Source organism: Psychrobacter sp. I-STPA6b, from assembly GCF_020662265.1.
Classification (GTDB): Bacteria; Pseudomonadota; Gammaproteobacteria; order Pseudomonadales; family Moraxellaceae; genus Psychrobacter.
The window spans coordinates 1-26,085 of the sequence record NZ_VEWM01000057.1; the positions used below are offsets into that span (position 1 = coordinate 1).

Sequence of the window (26,085 nt, forward strand, 5' to 3'; positions counted from 1 at the left end):
TGTGGCGTTAGCTTCTGTGTTGTACTCAGGTTGGCAGTTAAGCCAAATGACATACTCATAAATATTTTAATGTCCTAAATGTCATAAAAAACCGACAAAAAATTATTATTTAGATGTTTTCCATTTTTACCAAAGAAGTCGCTCCAGCAATTTATTTATAAAAAGGAAACAAAATGAGCCATAGTAATCAACAAGTCGGACAGCATATCGTTGCAGACAACTTACCCGAAACCCTACCCGCTTTTAGCAAAAAAACCAATGTTGCCGATAGCCGTCTGGGTGCCAAAGCCCTGTTTGCCACCGATGACTTTTTTGCCCCCAAAGAGCGTATTTTAAGCCCTGATATTCCAACATTTATCGTTGGTAAATTTGATGATAACGGCAAATGGATGGACGGTTGGGAAACTCGCCGTAAACGTCATTTGGGTTATGATTATCTGGTCATCGAATTGGCACGCCCGACCCACATTGCAGGGCTAGATATTGATACCAGCCACTTTACGGGTAACTACCCTTCTTCTGCCAGTGTTGACGCCCTCTCTGCTCCAGAACTTCGTGGCAATAGCAAAGTGGACAGCTTTAATAAAGACGACTGGGACAGTCAGGATTGGCAAACGCTACTTGATATGACTGCCCTACAAGGCAATAGCCATCACTTTTTGCCTTGCCAATCTGAACAAATCATCACTCATCTACGCCTAAATATCTATCCTGATGGTGGTATCGCTCGCTTACGTGTTTATGGTGATATTGTCTTTGCTCAAGATGATGCCAATAACAATGGAGCTAATGACAAAGGTCAAATCGACCTAGTCGGTGCGTTAAATGGTGGACGAGCCATCGCTTGTAATGACGCTCACTTTGGGGCGGTAGAAAACCTATTGCTACCCAACAAAGCGCCAAACATGGGCGAAGGTTGGGAAACTCGCCGTCGTCGTGAACCCGGTAACGACTGGTGTATCATTGCTTTAGGTCAAGCAGGCATTGTCGAAAATATCGAAATTGATACCGCTTATTTTAAAGGCAATTTCCCTGATAAAGTATCTATCCAAGCGGTCTATGCTCCAAATACACCTGATGCCACCTTGGTCACTCAAAGTATGTTTTGGCAAACACTGCTAGAGCCACAATCACTATCAGCCGATAATGTTCATGAATTTGACCAAATCGCTGATTGGGCAAAAGACACCGCCATTACCCATATTCGAGTAAATATTTTCCCAGATGGTGGTATCAGCCGAGTGCGTTTATTTGGTAAAGTGGTTGGTGAAGCTAAGTGATAAAGTAAGCGGATAGCTTTCACTGTTACCGTGTTTTCACTTTCAACATTTTATATTATTAGTATTTTCTCTATCCTAACCCCCTCCTTATGTGAGGGGGAAAGTATATTTTTAACAACCCCAAATTTAAAAAATCAGCAAAACAAATCAGCAAGGTAATCTATGACCATAACACTAACTGCCCAGCCATTAACCAAACAAGCCTTTGCCCCTTATGGCACAGTGATTGAGCCTTATGATGACCACCAGCAAACAGATAAAAACACCTTTGTCATTAACAATGGCTATGCCACTCGTCATCATCGTATTGCCGAAGTGTTTACCGATGGTGGCAATGCAGGATTAAGTATTTTTGTTGCCAAACCTCGCACTGTACCGATTGCCTTATCAGTAATGGAGTATCACCCATTAGGCTCACAGGCGTTTTTTTCGATGAATGGCTTAGATTATGTGGTGGTGGTTGCCAAAGCAGGTGACGCTCCCAAATCTGCCGATGATTTGGCGGTATTTTATGCCAAGTCTTATCAAGGGGTACAATATGACGCAGGCGTCTGGCACCACCCATTATTAGCCCTAGAAAAAGAATGTGCGTTTTTGGTGGTTGACCGTGTTGGTGGTGAGGGTAATAATTGTATTGAGGTCAATATTAGCGACTGGAATGTGGTAATTGAAATATAACAGTCTGCCTACTATAAATAAAAAGGAAATTTGGTGAATAATTCAGGATTTGTTGCAGGAACGCTAGTACATACAGATAAGGGTTTAGTACCAATACAGGATATTAAAGTTGGTGACCTTGTGTTATCAAAGTCTGAGAACGGTAGTGGTCAGGTAGAATATAAGCCTGTACTTAGCACCTTTAAGTCCACTCACAAAGAAGAGATATATAAGGTTGAGTACCATAACGAGACTGCCGAAGAAGACAACGCATTTCACTTTTTGCTATGTAATCAAAATCATCCATTTTGGGTGACCAGAATGCCAAACGCCAATGAGGGCGAATGGTTACCTGCTTTTGCCCTGCCCGCAGGCTATTTGCAAGCTGTCAACGGTGATGTCTTGGCATTAAGTGACTACTCGTTTTTGCCCGTGCGTACCTTAGCCCACTTCCCGCAGGGGTGTGCTTATACCCAGTCGATTGAAGAGCACGACAGTTGGCAATACGAAGACTCAACTTACGATGTGATGTATCTGCAACTGACCGATACAGACTATCATTTTATCAGCCTAAGTGAAGATGCCAATGAGCGAAAGTCAATAAGAGAAGCTTTTTGTGAGTTGAGAGCCATAGACCCAGTGACACGGTTAAGTCAATACGAACCCATCAAAACAGCGCCTGAGCGCTTTCAAAAACTTGATGTGTTATTAGAGCAAGATATCAGTCCGTATTATCGCTCAAAAGAAATCTACCTCAACAAGATGTATTCGCCTTTTGTTATTGACGGCAAGGTTGTTAAAGACACGCACATTTTTGATGAAGCGGGCTTTAAAAAGGTAGTAAATAGGATGGAGAAGTATGGCATTGATTTGGGTGCCGATTATGGCGATAGTGTGCATTTGAGTATGCAACGCTATACTGATGACTGCCCCAACCCTTACGAGGATTATGTCTACAACATCGAGGTTGCTGACCATCATACCTACTTTGTCGGGCATGATGGGGTGTGGGTGCATGAGTAAAATCAATCAAGGAAAGAATATGAGTTTTGCTACAGGCACGCTAGTACATACGGATAAAGGCTTAATGCCCATTCAAGATATCAAAGTGGGCGATATGGTGCTGTCTAAGTCCGAGACAGGAGAGGGTGAGCTGGTTTATAGCCGTGTTATTCGCACCATGAAATCAGCAGACAAAAAACCCATTATGACACCAGTACAAGGCATCTACTGTACCCAAGACCATCCGTTTTGGACACACATTCATAGAGAGGGCAAACCTCGTTGGCTGGCAGCCCGACATATTACTTTTAATGACCATGTCGAATGCTTGTATCCTTTTATAGATGGTATAGGACATCCATGTAAAATACGTGGTAGATACGAAGAAAGAGTATTTGGCAAAGATCCATATGGGGTGGGTGGCGCTTATTTGATTGCAACCAGTGATCCCAATGTCGCCTTATATATGATAGATTCAGATGGCGACGAAGGTGGTCCAAACTATATACCAATGGGCGTTGTGGATTTTAGTAGTGAAGAGCCAGTAGAAATTTATAGCAATGATAAAAAGCATTACATTGGTTGGGATGGCTTTTTATCCAAAGCGCCTGATAAGCCGTGGGCTGCCTATAAATTTTTGGACAAAGACAATCCCGAACATCATGCAGACATTGTTAGGTACTCCAAGCTGTGGGACGACTACCTAACCCCAGATTGGGATACGGATATCACTGCAACGTCTACTGCCTTTACAGATTATGTCTATAACATCGAAGTTGAAGACACGCACACCTATTTTGTTGGATATAATGGAGTATGGGTGCATGAGTAAACCATAAAACTAGGAAAACCGATGACAAATAAAAACTTAAATAATCACGCTAAAAATATCCCACAAAAAAAACTACCCATCGGTATTCAAACCTTTGCCGATATTCGTAACGAAAATTTTTATTATGTTGATAAAACCAAACATATTCTACAACTAGTCGAATATCGCTATATCTTTTTATCTCGCCCCAGACGTTTTGGTAAAAGTCTAACCTTAGATACTATTGCTGAATTATTTACAGGTAATAAAGAGCTGTTCACAGGGCTTTATGCCGAAGCCAACTGGGATTGGGATACCACTTACCCTGTCATACGCCTCGGTTTTGCTGAAGGTATTATGGGCGATAAACAAGCGCTTTATAGCGAAATTCATAGCCAGCTATCCATTAATGAACAAAAATATGCTATTGCTAATACAGTTACTAATACAGTTACTAATACAACAGAAAAAGACTTATCCATATCTAACCGATTTCGTCAGCTTATTCGCACACTTTATGAAAAATACCACCAAAAAGTGGTCATCTTAATAGACGAGTATGACAAACCCATCTTAGACAATCTAACCAAGCCAGACATTGCTTTAATCATGCGAGATGGCTTACGAGATTTGTATTCAGTGATTAAAGGACAAGACGCTCATATCCGCTTTGCGATGCTCACTGGGGTGTCTAAATTTAGCAAAGTGAATTTGTTTTCGGGGCTTAATAACTTATTAGACATTACCATTGATGAAAAGTTTTCGGCATTATGTGGTTATACCCAACAAGAGCTAGAAACCGTCTTTGCACCCGAGTTGCAAGGGGTAGATTTGGCACAATTAAAAACATGGTATAACGGCTATAACTGGACAGGCGAATCGGTCTACAATCCGTTTGATATCCTGCTGTATCTGAATGCCAAAGTATTTCGCCCCTATTGGTTTGAAACTGGTACACCCACATTTTTGATTGATAAAATGGTCGATGATGGGGTAGCAAGTTATGAAATAAATCAACAAATTGCTAGTGAAAGTATTTTATCTAGCTTTGATGTCGGTGATATCTCACCGATTGCATTGATGTTTCAAACAGGCTATTTAACCATTAAGCAAATGCTACCCACCATGGCATTGCCCCGTTATCAGCTTGGCTATCCAAACTTAGAGGTTCAATATAGTTTAAATCAAGTATTACTACACCGTTATATTGGTCAGGCAGGACTGGCAGAAAAATACAGTCAAAAGTTAATTGATTTGTTATTTGTAAACGATTTTGATGGCATACATGAACTGATTAATGCCTTTTTTAGCTCTATTCCACATGATTGGCATAGAAATAATAATATCGCCCATTTTGAAGGCTATTGGGCAAGTGTGTTTTATGCTTATTTCGCCAGTCTTGGTTTGCAAGTAGTAGTGGAAGACAGTACCAATCGTGGGCGTATGGACATGACGGTGGACTTTAATGAGTGTATTTATATTTTTGAATTTAAAGTGATTGAACAAAGCAAAAAGCCTAATTCTGCCCTTGAGCAAATCAAAGATAAAGGCTATGCCGATAAATATCGTATGCAGGGCAAGGCTATTTATTTAATTGGCGTAGAGTTTAGCGAAACTAGCCGAGAAGTAGCGGATTTTGTAGTGGAAGAAGTGGTTTAATTAAATTGGATTATTTGAATAAGGATATGATATGAGCTTTGTCGCAGGAACATTAGTACATACAGAACAAGGCTTAGTGCCGATTCAGGATATTAAAGTCGGTGATATGGTGTTGTCAAAGTCTGTGCTGTCTCAGCCCAAAGACGGTAGTGGCGTAGCTGAATTCAAGACAGTGCTAAGTACCTTTAAATCACCCCACAAAGAAAAAATCTATAAAGTCCAATATTTTAATGACACTATTGGCGAACATAATGAAAAAGGGGTTAATTACATTTTCTGTAATGCATTGCACCCATTTTGGGTAAGTAAAAAGCCTATCACCAGCATTAACGCCAACTTACAAGGGGAGTGGTTGACAGCCAAAGACCTACCACCTGCTTACCTAGCTTCAGCACAGGGGAACTTACTATGGATGGATGACTATCAATTCATGCCAGTGCGTACCCTACCCAACTTCCCTCAGGGATGTGCCTATATACAAACCATTGACCATCATGACGAGGGTTGGAATGGTAGCAGTAATATCGAGTTTATTAAGTTTAGTGACGCAGGTTATCAGTTTGTTAGTCTTGCAACAGACCAAGCAGGGTTTGAAAGCGGAATTAAAACGCTAAACATCAAGACCAGCGATGCAATGTTCGAAGTTAATAGCAAAGAATCCTTTGTGGTAGACCCAGAACTATATAAAACCTTGAATGTAAGGCTACAACAGGATTTAGATCCCGATTCTCATAATATTGAGCGATTGAAGGCAGTTATGAATGAGCCATTAGTTGTTAATGGTAGAGTGGTAATGGCGTCCTGTATAGCTGATAATGATTTATATGAAAAAGCACTCCATAACATAGCGACATACGGCAATAGTAGTGGTTTGACCGAGGTCAGCCTGCACGCTAGTATGAAACAATATGACGATGACTGCCCCAACCCTTACGAAGACTACGTCTATAACATCGAAGTCGCCGACCATCACACCTATTTTGTCGGACATGATGGGGTTTGGGTGCATGAGTAAAACTTTAGTACCATCAATGATGAACAATCATAATTTAACTTACTAATATAAACTATCCCCAGCTTTAGGGGGCAGACGCAGAAAATATAACCCTGATAAGATGGTTACTACCCCCAATAATAAAAACGTATCATGAAACGCCACCAATGTTTCAACTTGCCAACGCCCACGTAGCATATTTAACACCGTTGCTCCAAAGGCAATACCAAAACCAATGGCTAATTGCTGATTGACTGCCATTAGACTATTACCACTGCTGATTTGCTGACCTTGTAAATCACTGATGGTAATGGTATTCATCGCACTAAATTGAATCGAATTACAAGCACCCAGCACCACCATTAATGGTGAAAATATCACCCATTGTGAACCGTCTTTAAACAAAGACAATGCCATAATCAATAGCCCCAATAATATGGTATTGACAATCAAAACGACTCGAAAGCTAAAACGGCGTATCGCAGGCGTTACCAAAGGTTTAACACCCATCGCACCAATGGCAATCGGGGCTAAAAACCAGCCTGCCTGAGAGGGACTAAAATCAAACACCACCTGTAGCAATAATGGCAACAAAAAAGGCACTGCACTGATACCAAGACGGGTAAACAAATTGCCTGCGATACCAATACGAAAAGTATCAACCTTAAATAGCGATAATGAAAACAACGGAGAAGCATGACGTTTGGCATGCCAAAAATAACCAACCAGTAAGACGATGGCAGTGATAGCCAACACAATAGCAAGATTAAGCTGTCCCACATGCGAGCCAAACTCAAGTGCCAACGTTAAGCCACTGACCGCAGTAGCAAATAGAAAAAATCCCAGCCAGTCTAAACGATTAATCTGCTCACGCAAATCAGGAATTAAGGAGCGTCCCAGAATTAATCCTATCAGCCCCATAGGAATATTAATCAAAAATATCCAATGCCAACTGGCGTATTCAACCAAATAACCACCCAATAAAGGCCCAAGTAGCGGTGCAATCAAAGCAGGAATCACCGCAAAATTCATCACACTTAGCAATTGATTGCGTGGAAATGACTTTACCAAAATGAGTCTGGCAACAGGGGTCATCATCGCCCCGCCAATGCCTTGAATGATACGTGAAGCAATTAATGCAGGCAAAGAGCCTGATAAAGCACACAGCAACGAGCCAACACAAAATATACTTACCGCTATCAAAAATACGTTACGACTGCCATACTTATCTGCCAAAAATCCACTGATGGGGATAAAAATAGCCAAGGTCAACGCATAGCTAATCACCGCCCACTGCATATTTAATGGCGACTCACCCAACGCTGTCGCCATTTTTGGCAGTGCCGTATTTAAAATGGTGGCATCGAGTATCTGCATAAATAAGGCAATCGCCATGACATAGGGCAGATATTTAGTTTGCGTTTTGCTTAATTGAATTTGCAATGTTTTACCCCTTATGTCATCGCCAATTTTATATAAACTGCTATAATCAATACCAAATAAGCTCTATTTTACAGACTCTAATAAGAGAGTTATATAGTCAATAGCTAATAGTCGCCATCTCATTTCACCACCTGCTCATTCTTTTAAAACCATATTTGGATAAATCATGAACGAATATCTTTCTAAAGAGCTAAAACTAGATGTTCACAAAAACCTAACTCCAGCAAAGCAGTTTAAGCAAAACTTTGCTAAGCCAGCATTGATAGAAAAAATGGAAAACATGGATTTTAACCAGTTTTTGGATTTTTTAATAGAAAAAGAGTTGATGATGGCGGTTGATTGGTCAGGGGAAGATAATGAAGGTGACCTTGCTTGTTATATTAACCAACAACTGAATTTTTTTGGCATTAACTTTGCCATTGATAACGAGCAAGTACAAAAACAGATTGCTTCTAAAATCAAAAAGAAGAAGCTACAGCGAGGTGATTATATTATTTTGCTGATTAAACAGTACCAAAAATTACTATCACCGCATAAAATGGTCATTGCAGAATTTGCTACTTATTCTGACACTTATCTATTGAGTATCACCAAAAAAACCTACTTGAGCAAGCTCAAACAAATGCAGTTTCCTCATGACTGTTATTTTCGCAAATTTGGTGAGCGTAAAAAACGCGAAATACTTTATTGTCTGCATTGTCCAGACCCAGACTGCCAATCTAATATGGCAGGTATTTGGGTATTAGATGTCAATGAACCCCCGCCGTCAGAAGGGCTTTGTGATAGCTGTGGCACCATGTTATTTGATGAAGCTGGCAAGCCCTATGCCACAATGGAGCAGGGTTTTGTTTAGTTATTGATATGTTATTAGGGACTCTTGAATGTTTATCTTAGTAGGAAAATCTATGCGCATCACCATGTTATTACTGGGTTATTAGTAGTATAATTTTAGTTTGCCATCACATAGATGGTTTAATAAATATACTGAAAAATAATCCTAAAACCTAAATAAGTAGAGGAAATCTTTAATATAGGATTTCCTCTACTCAATAACAACTAACCAGTAATTGCTTGCAACTCAAGCTCAACTGCACGTTGTACCGCAGGTCGCTCAGCGATTTGTTTTGCCCAACGTTGTAGATGCTGATAACTTGCTACATCCAAAAACTCACTGGCATTATACAGCTTACCCAAAGCCAACTGTCCATACCATGCCCAGATAATCATATCCGCAATCGTATAATACTCTTCACCTTGCTTATGCTCTGGCGAACACATATATTCATGTGTTGCCAAGTGTTTATCTAACACATCAAGCTGGCGTTTGGTCTCCATAGTAAAGCGATTAATCGGATATTCCATGGGATAAGGGGCATAAGCATAAAAATGCCCAAAGCCACCACCTACATAAGGTGCACTGCCCATTTGCCACATTACCCATGATAAGCAAGTTGCCCTTGCCTGCCCCTGATCCATCGGCACAAACTTAGCAAATTTTTCTGCTAGATATAGCAAAATCGCTCCAGATTCAAAGAGCGTCACAGGTGGATTTACAGAATAGTCGACCAATGCCGGAATTTTAGAGTTAGGATTGATATCTACAAAGTCTGAGCCAAATTGATCACCTGCCATAATATCAATTTTATAAGCATCATATTCTGCCTCCTGCACACCACATTCAGCCAATTCCTCTAATAAAATATTGACCTTAATACCATTCGGTGTATTTAGTGAATACAGTTGTAATGGCTTATCACCCACTGGCAAAGTTTGCTCATGCCTTGCCCCTGCGGTAGGTCGGTTTGTTCCTGCAAATTTACCACCATTTTTTTCATCAGTGGCATCTGTATTCATTTGCCATACTTTGGGTGGTGTATAGGTTTGTTTATCCATTATTTTTTCCTTATCTTAGTGTTTGTTTGGTTCATATCAAGCAAAGCCTACTAACTTACATAGCCTTGCTGTTGTAAAAACTTATGTAAATTTTCTGCAAATTGTCGATAGCCTGCCTCATTTGCATGGATTTGGTCAGATTTTAGGCTGTCATCTGACAATATCGCAGACCAGCCACCATCACTACTTGTCAATAATGGCACATCTTCACTATCCGCAACTTCTTGATAAACGGGATTATCGCTGGCTTTACCAAATAAAGCACTGGCACTAAAGTGTGGCTGTGCAATTAGTACCACAGGGATATTTGCCGACTTTAATCGTTGCACAATCTGGGTGATATTGGCTTTGGTGGTGGCTGGCTGTACTCGCCGTAGCACATCGTTACCACCAATCCCTAATAACACCAAATCAGGCTTTTGAGCAATGATACCATCAAGACGTGCCAATACATCAGCAGAGGTATTGCCATTCACCCCTTCGTTTTTGATTTGCCAACCTGTCAACCCTGCCAGCACCGTAGGATATGCTGTCTCTGTACTTGCCCCATAGCCGTAAGTTAAGGAATCACCCAATGCCACCACATTACTGCCTTTGGCGATATGTTGCCCCTGTGGTTTTGAGCCACAGCCACTGATACCAATCGCTAAACTACTGGCAACTGTCGCAATAATGGCAGTATTTCCCAAGTAAGCTAAAAACTGACGGCGAGTGGTCATACTATCCTCATGATTCATTTATAAATTTAAATGATAATTTTAATTTTTACAGTCATCATCAAACTGTCATCAGCTAGTCATTTCTCTGTCATTTTACAACCACACACTAGGGCGTATTAATGACAGCACTATAGTTCATTATTAATAACTGCAAATGTATCAGCTAGTTAGCTGATAGTCAAAATACTTAACCTACTAACTGTAATAGATAAACAATCATAGGATATTTTATGAAAATTTTTGCCAGTAGCCACTCAAACAAAAAACTATTAATGACCGCCATTGCTTGCGTGTTAGCCAGCACATTAACCGCTTGTAAAAACGACAATAAGAAAAACCAAACAACCACACCATCTCAGCCTAGCACGCCAACCTTTCAGCCAGTAAATCTATCCATTGCTCATATCAATGACCACCATTCACATCTTGAGCCTGATGGTGAGCAAACTTTTGTATTAAATGGCACAACCTATCGCTCGGCTCGGGGTGGTTTTTCTCGTGTCAAAACTGTTTTTGATGAATTGCAAAGTTTGTACGGCTCGGGCAACTTCTTAAAGCTACATGCAGGGGACGCCATCACAGGTACTAGCTACTTTAGCTTTTATAAAGGTGAGGCTGATGCTGATATGATGAATACCATCTGCTTTGATGCCTTTAGCTTGGGTAATCATGAGTTTGACGAAAGCGATGATGGGCTAAAACACTTTTTGGACAGATTAAAAACAACCAATTGTCAAACCCCTGTTCTAGGGGCAAACGTCAAACCTAAAGTCGGCACGCCCCTTGCCCCCGAAAAGGTTGATGATTACATCAACCCATATGTCATCAAAACCACAAAAGAGGGCGTGAAAGTCGGTATCATTGGGCTAGACATCGTCGGTAAAACCATGAATTCCTCACGTCCACTACCTAGCACTGAATTTTTAGATGAAACCACCACTGCCCAAAACTATATCAATGAGCTAAAAAATAAAGGCATTGAACACATCATCTTATTAACCCATTACACTTATGAAAATGACAAAAAATTAGCCAGTCAATTAACAGGTGTTGATGTGATTATCGGGGGTGATTCACATACATTACTTGGTGACTTTACTCGCTATGGTAAAGGCGGTCAGGGTGGTGAAGATAACTTTGGCTCACAAGGGGCATACCCCACCATTGTTAAAAATAAAGACGGAAACACCGTCTGTATTGGGCAGTCTTGGGAATATACCAAAGCAGTGGGTATTATGAATATAAACTTTGATGATAAGGGTAATGTCAAAGATTGTGGCGGTTCACAAATTATCCCTGTGGCGACCAACTTTACAAAATACAATGAGACCACCACTAAGTTTGAACCACTCAATAGCAACGACAATCAACAACTGGTTGACCAATTAAATAATGAGAAAAACAATCTGCTAAAACAAGATTTGATATTGCCATTTGTTGAAAATGTCAGTGCAAACGAAGTGTTAAAAGTCTATCGTGACAAACTGAGCGAAAATATGGCAAAAGGTATTGGGCAAAGTAGTGAAACCTTATGCCTAGTGCGTGTACCTGGGACGACTCGTTCAGGCGATAAAGCAGGCTGTGAGGACAGTGGCAGTTCAGCTCGTGGTAGTGATGGTGCTCAAGTGGTTGCCAAAGCCTTTTTAGATGGTGCATTGCGAGCCGACTTTGCCATCCAAAACGCAGGTGGCGTACGAGAAACCCTAGAAAAAGGCGACATCACTTACCAAACTGCCTACACTATCTTGCCGTTTAGCAATACTTTAGTCAATCTGGACATCACTGGTCAGCAGGTCATTGACACCTTAGAAGACGCTATTGACAACCATTTAACCAAAGGTGGCTCATCAGGCTCACACCCTTATGCTGATGGTCTGCGTTGGGATTTGGACTTAAGCCAGGCCAAAGGTAAACGAGTAAAAGCAGTCGAAGTACGTGACCGCAAAACTGGTCAATGGTCTGCCATTGATGTCAATAAAACTTATGTGGTGGTCACCAATGACTTTATCGCCGAAGGACGTGATGGTTACGATACCTTTGGCAAAATCTTTGCTGATAAATCTAAGGTTGAAGACACCAAATTGCTATATACACAATCATTTATCGACTATATCAGCAAAGTTAAAACCATCAGCCGACCCAATCGTGACGACTATTCACACAAAACTATGATTACTCAAGAAGGTAAGTTGTTAAATCCTTAATTCTCATGCTTAATCTAATATTTGATACAGTCTAAAAAAACATGCAATGATGAAAGAACTTGATTCTTTCACCATATTGCAGGTTATCATGATGCAGTTATACAATTATGTAATGGTGTATTATCATACTGTCATTTAGAACCAAAGATACTGAATACTTATGAAACCTGCCTCTTCCTTACCTACTTTTGATACCAGCCATGATAAAGATAACTTAGCTGAGCTATTGACTATTGTTGATGATATTATCAAACAATTCACCATCAAAAAACCTGCTATCAAAGACTCTACAAAAACAACCCAGCTTATCATGGATTTTTACTCATCACCATTAGGCACAATGTGTTTGATTGCTGATGAGCAGTTTTTATTTTTATTAGAATTTGTTGATAGAAAAAATGCAGGAAAACAATTACAAGATTTATTAAAACGCCTCAATGCCACATTAAAAACTGGTGAAAACTCAATTACCATTAAGACAAAAAAGCAATTACAACAATATTTTGCTGGCACATTACAACATTTTGATATCCCAATAAAACTATTAGGGACAGATTTTCAAATCAGCGTTTGGCAAACTTTACTCACCATCCCTTACGGTACAACCATCAGCTATGCCGAGCAAGCCAGTCAGATGAATAATCCCAAAGCTGTGCGAGCCGTTGCCAATGCCAACAGTCGCAATCGCTTATCTATTATTGTGCCATGCCATCGAGTGATTGGCAGTGATGGCTCATTAACTGGCTATGCAGGCAAAGTAGAAAGAAAGGCTTGGTTGCTTGGGTTTGAGGGAAATAACTTACCCTAAACCAAATCCAAAAAGTCCGCCACAAACTCACTAACTGGTTCATTAACCAACTGCTCTGGTGTGCCGATTTGTTCGATTTTACCATGATTCATTACCACAATCTCATCAGATACTTCCCTTGCCTCTTCTTGGTCATGAGTTACCATGATACTGGTCACGCCCAATTCATGATGGATATTTTTTAGCCATGTGCGTAATTCTTTACGCACCTTAGCGTCCAATGCCCCAAATGGCTCATCTAATAATAGCAATTTTGGTTTGACCGCCAATGCCCGAGCCAAAGCGATACGTTGTCGTTGACCACCTGAGAGTTGGTGCGGATAAGCATTGGCTACATGAGGCAGTTGCACCAATTCGAGCAGTTCATCAACACGTTTTTTAATATCTGCTTTGCTAGGACGCTGTGCTTTAGGCAATAAATTTAAGCCAAAAGCGACATTATCAAAGATGGTTTTATGGCGAAACAAAGCATAGTGCTGAAACATAAAGCCAATATGACGTTTTTGTACAGGGGTATGGGTGACATCAACACCATCAAACAATATCTGCCCACTATCACCATATTCTAGCCCTGCAATGATACGCAATAAGGTGGTTTTACCACAGCCAGAAGGCCCTAGCAATGTGACCAGTTTGCCAGTTGGAACAGTTAAGGTGATATCATCTAAAGCAGTAAAATCACCAAACTTTTTATAAACGTGTTGAATATCAATGCTCATATTATGCTCTTTATCAAATACAATTTATCTGGTTGCTAGATGGTGATGGTGGATTTATGCTGTTGGGTTATCTGCCACTTTGTCTAAACTGCCATTGTCTGTGCCATCTGTGGTGTTTTTTTCTGCCAATATGGTGGTGCTGACTGAAGTTGTGGCAGTTGTCACAATAGGGTCAACAAAGGCATCACGATTTTTGCTTTTTGCCATTTTACGGCTTTGAATTTTGGTCATTACTTGTTGTACCAATAAGGTCAACAGTGCCAACGCTGCCAGCAAACTTGAGATGGCAAAGGCAGCGGTAAAGTTATATTCGTTATACGCAATCTCCACCAATAACGGCATGGTGTTGGTTTCACCGCGGATATGCCCTGATACCACACTAACCGCCCCAAACTCACCCATTGCTCGAGCATTGGTCAAAATCAAGCCGTATAATAATGCCCATTTAATATTTGGTAAGGTGACGTGCCAAAATACTTGCCAGCCTGACGCACCCAACGTCAACGCTGCCTGCTCCTCACTATCGCCTTGCGTTTGCATCACAGGGATTAGCTCTCGGGCAATAAAGGGAAAGGTGACAAACAAAGTCGCCAATACAATCCCCGGTACAGCAAAAATCACTTGAAAGCCTATGGACTCAAGCCAGCCACCAAGCGTACTATTTAAGCCAAATAACAACACAAACATCAGACCTGCGACCACAGGTGACACCGAAAATGGCAAGTCTAATAAAGTGGTCACTAACTGCTTACCCTTAAAGTTGTAACGAGTGACCAACCACGCAATGGCAATCCCCATCACCGTATTAATCGGCAACACAATAGCAGCCGTTAATAAGGTCAACTTAATCGCCGCTACTGCCTCTGGCTCAACCAAAGCAGCAAGATACAAGTCCCAACCACTTTTAAACGCCTCATAAAACACTGCCAGTAGAGGAATCACCAACATCACCACCATAAACACAACGGCAATGACAATAAACAAACGGCGTACCCACGGGCTATCTTTGGTAGCAGCATTGCTTTGGTAATCGTAGCTATTGGCTATTTGCATGGCTTGGAATTCCTAACAGTTTTATCTTTATAAGTGAATACACTTTTAAATTTGTGTGGTGTTTCAAAAAGTATATTTTGGCTACTTTTAGTAAATCATCATAACTTCAGACCTCCCCCTAGCCCCCTCTTTTTAGGAATTTCTATTTAAAGAAATTCCCTTGCGAGGCTAAAATTGCAATGCAATTTTTTAACACCTCTCAGGGAGGAGGAATAGTTCCCTCCACCTTTGGGGGAGGGTTAGGGAGGGGGCTTTTTATAACAATACCTAAATGTAAATAAAGTGGTTAAATTTAAATAAACTACTTCGCACCCACTCGGCGAGACAGTCGCCATTGCAGCAGATTAATCGCCAATAAAATCACAAATGAGATAACGAGCATAAACAATGCCACCGCCGATGCCCCTTGAATATCAAATTGTTCTAATTTACTGATGATAATCAATGGCAAAATTTCTGACTGCATGGGAATATTACCCGCAATAAAAATCACCGAGCCATATTCCCCAGTGGCACGAGCGAACATCATACCCGCTCCCATCAGCAGTGCGGGTAATAACTCTGGCAAAATAACAGTGCGAAAAGTAGTCAATCGTCTTGCACCTAAGACGGCGGCAGCCTCTTCGTATTCAACCGATAATTCAGCCAATACAGGTTGCACCGCCCGCACAATAAAAGGAAAGCTAACCACCACCAATGCCAACCAAATACCGATTGGGGTAAATGCCACTTGTACACCAATTTTGGCAAACCATTGTCCGATTAAGCCATTGGGGGCATAGAGAGTTGCCAAAGAAATACCTGTCACCGCCGTTGGCAAGGCAAAAGGTAAATCCACCAAAGCATTAATCAATGACTTACCCCAAAATTCATAACGCACCAATACCCACGCCACCAATGTGCCAAACACCATATTGGTAAGCATGGCGTAAAAGGACATCTTTAATGACAAAATAATGGCAGCAGTGACTTGAGGTTGGGTAATGGTCTGCCAAAACCCTTGCCAACCCATTTGAGTACTGGTATAAGCCATCATGGCAAACGGCAAAACCACCAGCAATGATAGACTTAATACGGTAATACCCATTGATAAGCCAAACCCCGGCAAGACATTACGCTGACGCAATCGGGTCAGCCAATTTGCGGTTTTGACAGGGGGTCTTTGTGGGACTGATGAAGTTGATTGCGTCATAGATTCACTCAGATTTGGCTACTTTTGGCTGACTGATAAAAGAATATCAAAAACTATTATGGCAACAATTACTGTGGTGCATTGGTGGCTAATTGGTCAAACACGCCATTATCACCAAAATATTTGGGCATAATCTCATCCCAAGTACCAAACACATCATTGGGGCGGAAGGTATCTACTGGGGGCAGTTTATCGCTGTTTTTCTCAAGCACACTCTGCACACTTGGACGCAGATATAAGTCAGCGGCAAGTTGCTGGGCAGGCTCACTCCATAGATAGTCTAAATATTCTTTGGCAGGCTCAGTTGTGCCTTTTTTATCCGTTACCGCATTGACCACTGCCACTGGGCTTTCTGATTTAATAGAGTATTTTGGATAAACGATGTCAACTTGTCCTTGTCCAAATTTGCTAGCAGCAAGGTTTGCCTCATTTTCAAAGGTCACCAGCACATCACCAATGCCACGCTGGACATAAGTTGTGGTCGCTGCCCGCCCACCATTTTCATAGACTTTGACATTTTTTAGCATGTCTTTAACGTAGCCTTTGGCTTTGTCTTCATCATTATTAAATTCATGCAAGCCATAACCGTATGCTCCCAAAAAGGCATAGCGTCCATTACCTGTCACCTTTGGATTTGCCATCACAATTTCCACACCCGGTTTGGTCAAATCTTGCCAATCATGAATACCTTTGGGATTATCTTTGCGTACCAAAAACACAATGGTACTGGTAAACGGTACGGCATGGTCAGGGAACTGCTCGCTCCAATTATCAGCAACCAAACCTTTTTTCTGTAAAAGCTCAATATCAGAGCCTTGGTTCATGGTAGCAACATCTGCCTGCAAGCCATTAGCAACAGACAACGCCTGTTTACTGGAGCCACCATGTGACTGCTTAATATTGATATTGGTATCTGGATGTTCAGACTTGTAATGCTCAATAAACATGGGGTTATAGTCTTTATAAAAATCACGTGCCACATCATACGAGACATTTAATAGTTCAATATTTTGTCCGTTGCTTACACTGCTATTGTCTGCATTATTTGCAGTATCTGCCGTATCATTGGCAGATTGACTGCACGCCATTAAGCTAAGAGAGGCTGTAGCAATCACTGCACTGGCAAGCCACTTATAAGAAAAAGAAGTTTTAGAATAGTTAATGTTACGCATGATGTTCACCTTAAATTGGAACAAACTAAAAAGATTCTGGCGACCATGCTAACAGTGGTTTGTTATTATGTATAATGATGAATAAGCGTATCTTAATGAGCAAAAGGAATAAAGAAACAAAAAAACATTGCAAAATAAAAGAATCTTAAAGTCAATCTGGTATTTTTAAATAAAACTCATTACACTACAATAAATAATAATTAATGAGACAGAAAATGGACTTAAAGAAACCTAACACACCATCATATCAAAACCTCTACTCTGCCCCACAAGCAGACATTATTCCACCCCATCTACCATCACAAACCCAGCAGTTTTATGTAGTATCTCAGCGCAAGTTTTTAATTTTATTATTTAGCACTTTTAGTCTGTACTCCTTATATTGGTTTTGGAAAAATTGGAGCTTGTGGCGAGACCATACAGGTGAAAAAATTTGGCCAATTCCAAGGGCGTGGTTTGCTATATTTTTTATCCACAGTTTATTTAACAAAATTGAAGACAATGCCAATAAATTAGATGGCTACCAAGCCCCTAGTTTAGGCACTGCTGCCACAGTTTGTGTTATAGCAGAAATTGGACTTAATATAAGTGCTCGCCTACCTTTAGGCACAATTGCGTATATGATCTTAGCCATTGCTTTAATTGTTGCTTTAGCATGGAGTATATGGCAGGCACAAATACAAGTAAATCTAGCAGCAAATGACAACCAAGGACAACAAAATAGTAAGTTAACAGCACTCAACTATTTATGGATAGCACTTGGGAGTACGATTTGGATATTAAATATATGGATAACTATGGAAGTATATGGCTTTTAATTTGATATGCTATAAGAAATGAATAATATGATAAAACAAACCACGACGCTTTCTTGTGTGCTATTTGGATTGATAAGCTTAACTGCCTGTCAATCTACTGACTCTGCTATCGTCTCTTCATCTGACACGGTTAGGGTGAACACTCCCTCTCAAACAACTTATCCTCATCAACGTATCATCACCTCACCAGCATCAATACCAACGAGTCAAGCGCATACACATCTACATAAGCCCTATACCATGCCAAATCCAGCTATTAAAATGGTTGTCGGAGAATATATAAACTCAAGATATGATTGGATACAATTAACGATAACCGCCATTGATAATCAACATATCAATATTGCCATACAATCTCATGATGAGATAAAGCACACTGTCTGTAATTATCAAGGGCAAGCTCATTTTATTGGTCAAGATAGTGTACATGGTGCATTATTTGAAACGATTACAAATGAATCACCAACCTTTTTTCAGTTTAAAAACCATGTATTAACAATAGATACCCAAGATAGAAGTTCATTGCACCTTTTTTGCTCTGATGGGACAACATTGATAGGTAACTATACCAAAATTGCTTAGGCTCTGTTGTATAAGCTCTCAAATAAACCATAAAACTTATCTTTAACGAGCCTAACACCATACTATAAATACAGGCTCTAGTTTACTGGTTGCACTGTTGCCAATTTATCAAACTCTCCCCCTTCCACAAAAAAGCGTTGCATAATCTGTTGCCATGAACCAAATACTGCTGTTGGCTCAAAGGTATCAATGGCAGGCAAGGTATCGCTATGCTGTGCCAATATGTCAGGGTCACTGGGTCGCAGATAATATTGTGCCATCAGTTGTTGGGCTGGTTTGTCCCACAACTTTAGCAGATAATCATGAGCCACCGCCCCTGTGCCTTTTTTATCAGTGACACTTTTTACTTGGGCGACTGGGTTATTAATCTGAATAGAATAACTTGGATAGACAATATCCACTTGACCTTTGGCAAAGCCATTGACCGCTTGATGAGCCTCGTTTTCAGTGGTAATTAGTACATCACCAATACCACGTTGGCTAAAGGTGGTGGTGGCCGCCCGAGAACCATTATCATAAGTGGCGACATTTGCCAATAAGCGTTTCATATAGTCCCTAGTATTATCAGTGGCATTGCTAGCATTAGTCGCTTGGTTTGCGTCAGCGTTTGAGGCAGTGCTACCCTCACTATGACCATTATTATTTGCCTTAAAATGGTGCAACCCATAACCATATGCCCCCAAAAACGCATAACGAGCAGTGCCACTGGTTTTGGGATTGGGCATCACCACTTGTATGCCCTGTTTTGCCAAGTCGTCCCAATCTTGGATATGCTTGGGGTTACCAGTGCGTACCAAAAATACGATGGTGCTGGTATAAGGGATAGCGTTATTAGGCAGTTGTTGTTGCCAGTCGTCATCAACCAAGCCTTTATCCACCAACACATCAATGTCAGTTTGCTGATTCATGGTCACCACATCAGCTTGCAAGCCATTGGCAACCGATAACGCCTGTTTACTTGAGCCACCATGTGATTGACCAATTTGAACGCTACTGTTTGGGTGTTCACTTTGATATTGCTGAATAAATAGTGGGTTGTACTCTTTATAAAAATCTCGGGAGACATCATAAGAGACGTTTAACAGTTTGATATTCTGTCCACCACTGCCATTGTTATTGGCATTGTTATTAGCGTTGCTGTCAGCATTACTATTAGTACTACTGCCCGAGCTACAGGCAGTTATCATCATAGTCAACATAGTTAACATAGGCACTATAGATAATAGTGCCACAGTCAAGGTAGTAGATAGCCTGTTTGAAACAATCACGTTATCATCAGACGTTGTCATCATTATCTTATATCCTACTGATTTTATGATACTAAAGGCTATTTTATTGTGCTGACGCACCAGTAAGCTTGACCTCTGCTCTATCCTCTTTGGCAATGCCTGCATAATAGTTGCGTAAGATGGCAAGCACTTCTGGACGGCTAAAGTTATCAGGCACAGGCTCGTCCTCTGATAAGGCTTTACGTAATTTGGTACCAGATACTTTGACATGATTACTCGCATCGTGCGGGCAGGTTTTGCTTGACGCCATCGCTTGACAGGCATTGCACCAAAACGTCCAATCAATTTTTAATGGTTTGGTAATTAAGGCATCATCGGCAATCTCATCAAAAATCGCTTGGGCATCAAACGCCCCATAATAATCGCCCACCCCTGCATGGTCACGTCCGACAATCAAATGACTACAGCCATAATTTTGACGGAATAAGGCATGCAGTAATGCCTCTCTAGGTCCTGCATAACGCATATCTAATGGATAGCCTGCCTGAATAACGGTGTCCTTTTTAAAGTAATTATCAATCAAGGTTTTAATTGCCTCTTGACGCACTTCGGCAGGAATGTCACCAGGTTTTAATGCCCCAAGTAATGAATGCACCATCACACCATCACAGATTTCAATGGCAATTTTGGCTAAATATTCGTGTGAGCGGTGCATGGGGTTACGGGTTTGAAAGGCCGCTACGGTTTGCCAATTTTTTTGCTCAAATAAGGCTCGAGTTTCGGCAGGGGTTTTGTAAATCTCAGGATACAGCTTAGGAAATTCGCCTTCGCTTAAGACTTGCACTTTACCTGCAATATTGACTTCGCCTTGCTCCATGACTTGTTTTACACCTGGGTGGGCAGGGTCGGTGGTGGTAAAGACTTGTTGGCATTCGTGATTTTTGTCAATTTCGTAAGTTTCTTCAACGGTTAAAATCCCCATGATTTCACCATCTTGAGCAACCAGTGCCACTTTATCATCTTTGCTTAGGCTATTTGCAGTGGCTTTATCGGTAGATAGGGTGATGGGAATGGGCCAAAACAAGCCTGCATTGTCACCTGTTTGCAATGTCATTTCATCAACCACGCCTTGCCAATCTGCTTTATTCATAAAGCCATCAAGTGGAGTAAAGCCACCAATGCCAAGCATGATTAAGTCACCACGCTCACGTGAGCTTAGCTGGATTTGTGGTAGGGATTTGGCAAGCTCTAGGGCTTGTGTACGCTCATCACCTTGTAATAATAAAGGCTTAAGTTTGTCACTGCCATGCGGTGGCACTAATTTGCGAATACCTAATCGCTCAACGATTTTGTTATTTGGCTGTTGTGCGTTGCTGTCCTGTGAATGGCTAGATTGAGTTTTGGCTACCGACATAGTGGCTCCTTTTAATTTAATAATTGATAGTTAATAGTTAACAGTTATAAAAATTGGTTGTGCATAGGCTACCGAATTTAGCTTATTCAGTTCTATGCTGTGTTCGGATATGCATATGACTTAATTGAATTTATCAAGAGGGGCAACAGTGGGTACTATGCACTAAATTGTTTTAGTCACTTTTATTTTTCATTTTCTACTTTTTATTTTATAAGCCAGCAAAACGAGCCAATTATGTATCAATATACTTATGCCGACCAAGCGATGGTTGATGAACGGGTGGCACAGTTTCGTGACCAAACCCGTCGCTTTTTGGCAGGTGAGTTGCCAGAGGAGCAGTTTTTGCCACTGCGGTTGCAAAATGGGCTGTATATTCAGCGTCATGCTCCGATGTTACGCATTGCCATTCCGTATGGTTTGCTTGCCAGCCAACAGTTAAGAAAAATTGCCGATATTACCCGTCAATATGATAAGGGTTATGGGCATTTTACTACTCGTACCAATATTCAGCTGAATTGGGTACAGCTAGAGGACGTGCCAGATATTTTGGCAGAGCTTGCCTCGGTACAAATGCATGCCATTCAAACTTCAGGCAACTGTATCCGTAACACCACCACCGACCCTTATGCAGGTATTCACCGAGAGGAGGTCGAGGACCCTCGCCCCTATTGTGAAATCATTCGTCAATGGTCAACTTTTCACCCAGAATTTGCCTTCTTGCCACGTAAATTTAAGATTGCGGTGATTGGTACGGAGCAGGACAGGGCCGCCACACAGGTGCATGATATTGGTCTGCACGTTCGCAAAAATGAGGCAGGCGAGGTTGGCTTTGAGGTCATCGTTGGTGGTGGTTTGGGACGCACGCCTATTATCGGTAAGGTCATTTGTGAGTTTTTACCGCGTACGCATTTATTAAGTTATCTGGACGCTGTGTTGCGGGTGTATAACTTGCATGGCAGACGGGATAATAAATATAAAGCTCGCATTAAGATTTTGGTTGATAGCATGGGAGCTGAGCAATTTACCAAATTGGTTGAGGAGGAATGGCACGCTCACAGCAAAGATGGTGAACTGACCTTAACTGATGAGCATTTTGCCAAAGCTCAAAGTTATTTTACTGCTCCCAATTATCAGAGTTTTGATGAATTGGCGGTACAAGGTGAACTGCAAGCCAAACTGCAACAAGATAAAAACTTTGCCAACTGGTACGCTCATAATACGGTGGCTCACAAAGTCGCAGGCTATCGGGCGGTTATTATTTCGCTAAAAGCTGGGCTGGTCGATGGCAAATATGTGCCAGCAGGTGACGTTACCGCCGAGCAAATGGACGCTTTGGCAGATTTAGCTGATAAATATAGCTTTGGGGAAATTCGCTCCACCCACCAACAAAACTTGGTGTTTGCAGACATTGCCTTAACCGATATTTATGAGGTATGGCAACAGTTACAGCAATTAAACCTTGCCCGAGCCAATATCGGCACATTGACCGATATGATTGTCTGCCCCGGGTTTGATTATTGCTCATTGGCAAATGCCACCACCCATAACATCGCTGAACAAATCGAAAAACAATTTGATGATTTGGATTATCTGTATGATTTGGGTGAAATTCGCTTAAATATGTCAGGTTGTATGAATGCGTGTGCCCATCATCACGTTGGCGATATTGGCATTTTGGGCGTGGATAAAAAGGGCGAGCATTGGTATCAAATCAGCTTGGGCGGTAGCTCTGGTAATGACGCAAAACTGGGCAAAATCTTGGGTAAAGCCGTGCCTGCCGATGAAGTCGCCCAAACCCTACAAAGCATTTTGGACGTGTATGTCGATACCCGCCAGCAAAGTGGCGATGAGGTAGAAGGCTTTGGTGAATTAGTCGAACGGGTGGGCATTGACCCATTTAAGGAACGTGTCTATGGCTAATCATCATATCTTAGACCAGCAAGGGCAAGATATCAGTGCCAATGATACATGGCATGCTTTGGCTCACGAGCAACTGCCTGATGGCGTTGCCCTTGCCGAACTCAATCTTGGCGAAATACTGCACAAACAAGAAAAGCTGGATATTATCCTGCCCATTCAAGACTTACTAACTGCATTAAACGTCAACAGCCCCTTGCTACAAGAGGTATTGGCTTTGGTCAATCAACACAGTAGCCGACTGGCGACATGGCTAAGTACCGACACCACGCTAGAACAACTTGATGAGTTAGCCGAAGTGCTGGATATTGATGACAGCCTTGCTGAGGAAGTGGACGCTGATGGCGATAAAAGCAAAGCAAAAGCGAAACCTAAAAAACGCAAAAAAGACGCACCGCCGACCATCGACCCAGAAAGCCTACATAAAATCGAATTGGTGGTGATTTATGTGCCAGCCTTTGCTGATGGACGTGGCTTTAGCCTTGCCAAACACTTACGCCAAATCGGCTATCAAGGTGAAATCCGTATGGCAGGGGCATTTGGACGTGACCAAATCGCTTACTTACGCCGTTCGGGGGTGGATAGTTTTGTGATTGCCGAGCAGGATATGAGCGATGATATTGCCCAGTCTTTTAATGATTTAGCGTCCGCTTATGCAGGCACGCAAGTCAGCAAATTACCGATGTTTCGCTAAATTTAACCTTTCCCCTGACTCGCTTTAAAGGGGAAAGAAAACTATTTTAACAAGATTTTTCAACCTAACTTTTCAACCTAACTTTTCAACCTAACTTTTCAACCTAACTTTTCAACCTAACTTTTTAACCTAAAAGGAATAATTATGAGTAACACAAGCCACGCTATTAACGCAGATAATCTTGAGCAAGCCAACGCTGAATTACAAGGCAAAACGCCTGAGCAAATCGTCGAATGGGCATTGGCAAAAGCCGAAAATCCCATTATCACCACCAACTTTCGCCCTTATGAATCTGCCATCTTGCATTTGGTCGCCAAACAACGCCCTGATATCAAAGTATTATGGGTGGACTCTGGCTATAACACTGACGCCACCTATCAATTTGCGGTTAAACTTATCAAAGACTTAAACCTCAATGTGGTCACTTATATCCCACAGCAAACCCGAGCTTATCGTGATTCAGTGATGAACGGTATTCCTAGTATTGATAACCCACAGCATGATGAATTTACCGAACAAGTCAAACTTGAACCATTCCGCCGTGCATTGGCTGAGCTAAAACCTGATGTGTGGTTTAACGCCATTCGTAAAGAGCAAACCGAATTCCGTCAAAACCTAGATGTACTTAGCCTATCCAAAGATGGTGTGCTAAAAGTTGCCCCATTATTTTATAAAACGGATAAAGACTTAGACGCTTATCTGGAAGAAAACAGCCTTCCTAATGAATTTGACTACTTTGACCCCACCAAAGTAGAAGAAAATCGGGAATGTGGCTTACATACACAAATATAAACAAGCCATCATCAGCTACTAAAATCAATGTTATCATTAAGCCAAGTCATCGCACTTGGCTTTTTTGGTTTTATGATAAGAATTGATAAATTAAAAACCAATCTTGATTTATATCCTGATAACACAGAACAACAAACTTATATTGAATTGTGCCAACAAGCTAAAAATTTATGGAGTTAGGATAAACAAAAACAGCTCTTGACCTATAACCTGTAAGCTGTAAGCTGTAAGCTGTAAGCTGTAAGCTGTAAGCTGTAAGCTGTAAGCTGTAAGCTGTAAGCTGTAAGCTGTAAGCTGTAAGCTGTCTATTATCTACTTTTTTTGGCAACCTTTATGTCATTTGAGCAATTCACCCTATTTTTTTTAAGTACCTTTGTTATCTCCGCCACGCCCGGCCCTAATATGCTACTCGCCTTTCAACATGGGTTAAATCATGGAGTCAAACGTACCTTATGGACACTCGCAGGGTTAAGTTTTGGGCTATTTTTATTATTACTATCCGCACTACTTGGGCTGGATATTATCAGTCGCCAATTTCCGTGGCTGTTAACGCTCATTAAAGTTGTTGGGGCATTATATCTGCTATATTTAGGAGTGAAATCATGGCAAACGGATAAAAAAGATACCAAACTGCTTAATGCCACTGATACTACTAAAAATGAAAACACTAGCAATAATATAAATAAAATAAACCCCAAATTTTCACATACCCCGTTGTCACTATTTCGCACGGGAGTTTGGGTATCATTATCCAACCCCAAAGCGATATTATTTTTTGCGGCCTTTTTTCCTAAATTTATTAACTTTTCATCACCACTGTTGCCACAATATATATGGCTAACGGTTGGATTTTTTGTCAGTGAAACATTTTGGCAGTTAATTTACACCTTTGGTGGTAAAAAACTGGCAAGATGGCTGGCAACAGGACAACGACTGTTATGGCTTAATCGTATTTGTGGTCTGATTTTTGTAGGGATTGCATTGGCTTTACTTTGGGAAGTGGCACGTGGAATGGTTTAATAGCTTAAATACG

The 26,085-nt window shown here is 41.2% G+C and carries 24 protein-coding genes; 15 read left to right on the forward strand and 9 right to left on the reverse strand.

Annotation, left to right across the window (positions count from 1 at the left end; genetic code table 11):
* Positions 1–173: 173 nt before the first annotated feature.
* The 6 genes from alc to FHK88_RS04070 all read left to right on the forward strand — a co-directional run bounded on the left by alc (position 174) and on the right by FHK88_RS04070 (position 6,424).
* Positions 174–1,280, forward strand: coding sequence for an allantoicase (gene alc / locus FHK88_RS04045; protein ID WP_227429487.1), 1,107 nt, complete (start codon positions 174–176; stop codon positions 1,278–1,280).
* A 162-nt stretch (positions 1,281–1,442) separates the two neighbouring features.
* Positions 1,443–1,958 (forward strand): ureidoglycolate lyase, encoded by a 516-nt coding sequence (locus FHK88_RS04050; protein ID WP_227429488.1) that lies wholly within the window; start codon positions 1,443–1,445, stop codon positions 1,956–1,958.
* Positions 1,959–1,991: 33 nt separating this feature from the next.
* Complete coding sequence (locus FHK88_RS04055) at positions 1,992–2,960, forward strand: polymorphic toxin-type HINT domain-containing protein (RefSeq protein ID WP_227429489.1); 969 nt, start codon at positions 1,992–1,994, stop codon at positions 2,958–2,960.
* On the forward strand, positions 2,953–3,771 hold the full coding sequence (locus FHK88_RS04060) for a hypothetical protein (protein WP_227429490.1): 819 nt from the start codon (positions 2,953–2,955) through the stop codon (positions 3,769–3,771). The genes FHK88_RS04055 and FHK88_RS04060 overlap by 8 nt, the downstream gene beginning before the upstream one ends.
* Positions 3,772–3,792: 21 nt before the next feature.
* Positions 3,793–5,409: an ATP-binding protein gene (locus tag FHK88_RS04065; RefSeq protein ID WP_227429491.1), complete on the forward strand. Its 1,617-nt coding sequence runs from the start codon at positions 3,793–3,795 to the stop codon at positions 5,407–5,409.
* A gap of 31 nt (positions 5,410–5,440) precedes the next feature.
* The gene (locus FHK88_RS04070; protein ID WP_227429492.1) at positions 5,441–6,424 is read left to right on the forward strand and encodes a hypothetical protein; all 984 of its coding nucleotides are present in this window, start codon (positions 5,441–5,443) and stop codon (positions 6,422–6,424) included.
* A 42-nt stretch (positions 6,425–6,466) separates the two neighbouring features.
* Here the strand turns inward: FHK88_RS04070 and FHK88_RS04075 are convergent, their stop codons facing one another.
* Positions 6,467–7,846: a DHA2 family efflux MFS transporter permease subunit gene (locus FHK88_RS04075; protein WP_264480604.1), complete on the reverse strand. Its 1,380-nt coding sequence runs from the start codon at positions 7,844–7,846 to the stop codon at positions 6,467–6,469.
* A gap of 166 nt (positions 7,847–8,012) precedes the next feature.
* Between FHK88_RS04075 and FHK88_RS04080 the strand changes: the two genes are divergently transcribed.
* Positions 8,013–8,699 carry a hypothetical protein gene (locus tag FHK88_RS04080; RefSeq protein WP_227429493.1) on the forward strand — a complete coding sequence of 229 codons (687 nt, stop codon included), beginning with the start codon at positions 8,013–8,015 and terminating at the stop codon, positions 8,697–8,699.
* Positions 8,700–8,902: 203 nt separating this feature from the next.
* Here the strand turns inward: FHK88_RS04080 and yghU are convergent, their stop codons facing one another.
* Together yghU and FHK88_RS04090 are read right to left on the reverse strand one after the other, a co-directional pair.
* Complete coding sequence (gene yghU / locus FHK88_RS04085; RefSeq protein ID WP_227429494.1) at positions 8,903–9,739, reverse strand: glutathione-dependent disulfide-bond oxidoreductase; 837 nt, start codon at positions 9,737–9,739, stop codon at positions 8,903–8,905.
* A gap of 50 nt (positions 9,740–9,789) precedes the next feature.
* Positions 9,790–10,458: a GDSL-type esterase/lipase family protein gene (locus FHK88_RS04090; RefSeq protein WP_227429495.1), complete on the reverse strand. Its 669-nt coding sequence runs from the start codon at positions 10,456–10,458 to the stop codon at positions 9,790–9,792.
* Between the two features lie 230 nt (positions 10,459–10,688).
* Between FHK88_RS04090 and FHK88_RS04095 the strand changes: the two genes are divergently transcribed.
* Positions 10,689–12,662, forward strand: coding sequence for a bifunctional metallophosphatase/5'-nucleotidase (locus FHK88_RS04095; protein WP_227429496.1), 1,974 nt, complete (start codon positions 10,689–10,691; stop codon positions 12,660–12,662).
* Positions 12,663–12,822: 160 nt separating this feature from the next.
* Positions 12,823–13,470 (forward strand): methylated-DNA--[protein]-cysteine S-methyltransferase, encoded by a 648-nt coding sequence (locus FHK88_RS04100; RefSeq protein ID WP_227429497.1) that lies wholly within the window; start codon positions 12,823–12,825, stop codon positions 13,468–13,470.
* On the opposite strand, the gene FHK88_RS04105 is transcribed toward FHK88_RS04100, so the two are convergent.
* The 4 genes from FHK88_RS04105 to FHK88_RS04120 all read right to left on the reverse strand — a co-directional run bounded on the left by FHK88_RS04105 (position 13,467) and on the right by FHK88_RS04120 (position 17,606).
* Positions 13,467–14,189 (reverse strand): sulfate ABC transporter ATP-binding protein, encoded by a 723-nt coding sequence (locus tag FHK88_RS04105; RefSeq protein ID WP_319800149.1) that lies wholly within the window; start codon positions 14,187–14,189, stop codon positions 13,467–13,469. The genes FHK88_RS04100 and FHK88_RS04105 overlap by 4 nt on opposite strands.
* 54 nt (positions 14,190–14,243) lie before the next feature.
* Positions 14,244–15,242 (reverse strand): sulfate ABC transporter permease subunit CysW, encoded by a 999-nt coding sequence (cysW, locus tag FHK88_RS04110; RefSeq protein ID WP_227429498.1) that lies wholly within the window; start codon positions 15,240–15,242, stop codon positions 14,244–14,246.
* A gap of 301 nt (positions 15,243–15,543) precedes the next feature.
* Positions 15,544–16,434: a sulfate ABC transporter permease subunit CysT gene (cysT, locus tag FHK88_RS04115; protein ID WP_227429499.1), complete on the reverse strand. Its 891-nt coding sequence runs from the start codon at positions 16,432–16,434 to the stop codon at positions 15,544–15,546.
* 68 nt (positions 16,435–16,502) lie between these two features.
* Positions 16,503–17,606, reverse strand: coding sequence for a sulfate ABC transporter substrate-binding protein (locus FHK88_RS04120; RefSeq protein ID WP_227429500.1), 1,104 nt, complete (start codon positions 17,604–17,606; stop codon positions 16,503–16,505).
* Positions 17,607–17,821: 215 nt separating this feature from the next.
* On the opposite strand from FHK88_RS04120, the gene FHK88_RS04125 reads away from it, so the two are divergent.
* The gene (locus tag FHK88_RS04125) at positions 17,822–18,424 is read left to right on the forward strand and encodes a hypothetical protein (protein WP_227429501.1); all 603 of its coding nucleotides are present in this window, start codon (positions 17,822–17,824) and stop codon (positions 18,422–18,424) included.
* A gap of 27 nt (positions 18,425–18,451) precedes the next feature.
* Complete coding sequence (locus FHK88_RS04130) at positions 18,452–19,006, forward strand: hypothetical protein (RefSeq protein WP_227429502.1); 555 nt, start codon at positions 18,452–18,454, stop codon at positions 19,004–19,006.
* A gap of 77 nt (positions 19,007–19,083) precedes the next feature.
* Here the strand turns inward: FHK88_RS04130 and FHK88_RS04135 are convergent, their stop codons facing one another.
* Both FHK88_RS04135 and sat read right to left on the reverse strand, forming a co-directional pair.
* Entirely contained in the window at positions 19,084–20,295 is a 1,212-nt protein-coding gene (locus FHK88_RS04135; RefSeq protein ID WP_413680441.1) for a sulfate ABC transporter substrate-binding protein, read from the reverse strand.
* 43 nt (positions 20,296–20,338) lie between these two features.
* A complete protein-coding gene (gene sat, locus FHK88_RS04140) occupies positions 20,339–21,649 on the reverse strand; it encodes a sulfate adenylyltransferase (protein WP_227429504.1) in 1,311 nt (436 codons plus the stop codon).
* 234 nt (positions 21,650–21,883) lie between these two features.
* Between sat and FHK88_RS04145 the strand changes: the two genes are divergently transcribed.
* The 4 genes from FHK88_RS04145 (at position 21,884) to FHK88_RS04160 (ending at position 26,072) form a co-directional block, all read left to right on the forward strand.
* Complete coding sequence (locus tag FHK88_RS04145; protein ID WP_227429505.1) at positions 21,884–23,569, forward strand: nitrite/sulfite reductase; 1,686 nt, start codon at positions 21,884–21,886, stop codon at positions 23,567–23,569.
* Positions 23,562–24,260, forward strand: coding sequence for a DUF934 domain-containing protein (locus FHK88_RS04150; protein ID WP_227429506.1), 699 nt, complete (start codon positions 23,562–23,564; stop codon positions 24,258–24,260). Before FHK88_RS04145 ends, FHK88_RS04150 begins: the two co-directional genes overlap by 8 nt.
* Before the next feature lie 144 nt (positions 24,261–24,404).
* The gene (locus FHK88_RS04155; RefSeq protein ID WP_227429507.1) at positions 24,405–25,052 is read left to right on the forward strand and encodes a phosphoadenosine phosphosulfate reductase family protein; all 648 of its coding nucleotides are present in this window, start codon (positions 24,405–24,407) and stop codon (positions 25,050–25,052) included.
* A gap of 333 nt (positions 25,053–25,385) precedes the next feature.
* Positions 25,386–26,072 (forward strand): LysE family translocator, encoded by a 687-nt coding sequence (locus FHK88_RS04160; protein WP_227429508.1) that lies wholly within the window; start codon positions 25,386–25,388, stop codon positions 26,070–26,072.
* Positions 26,073–26,085 lie beyond the last annotated feature (13 nt).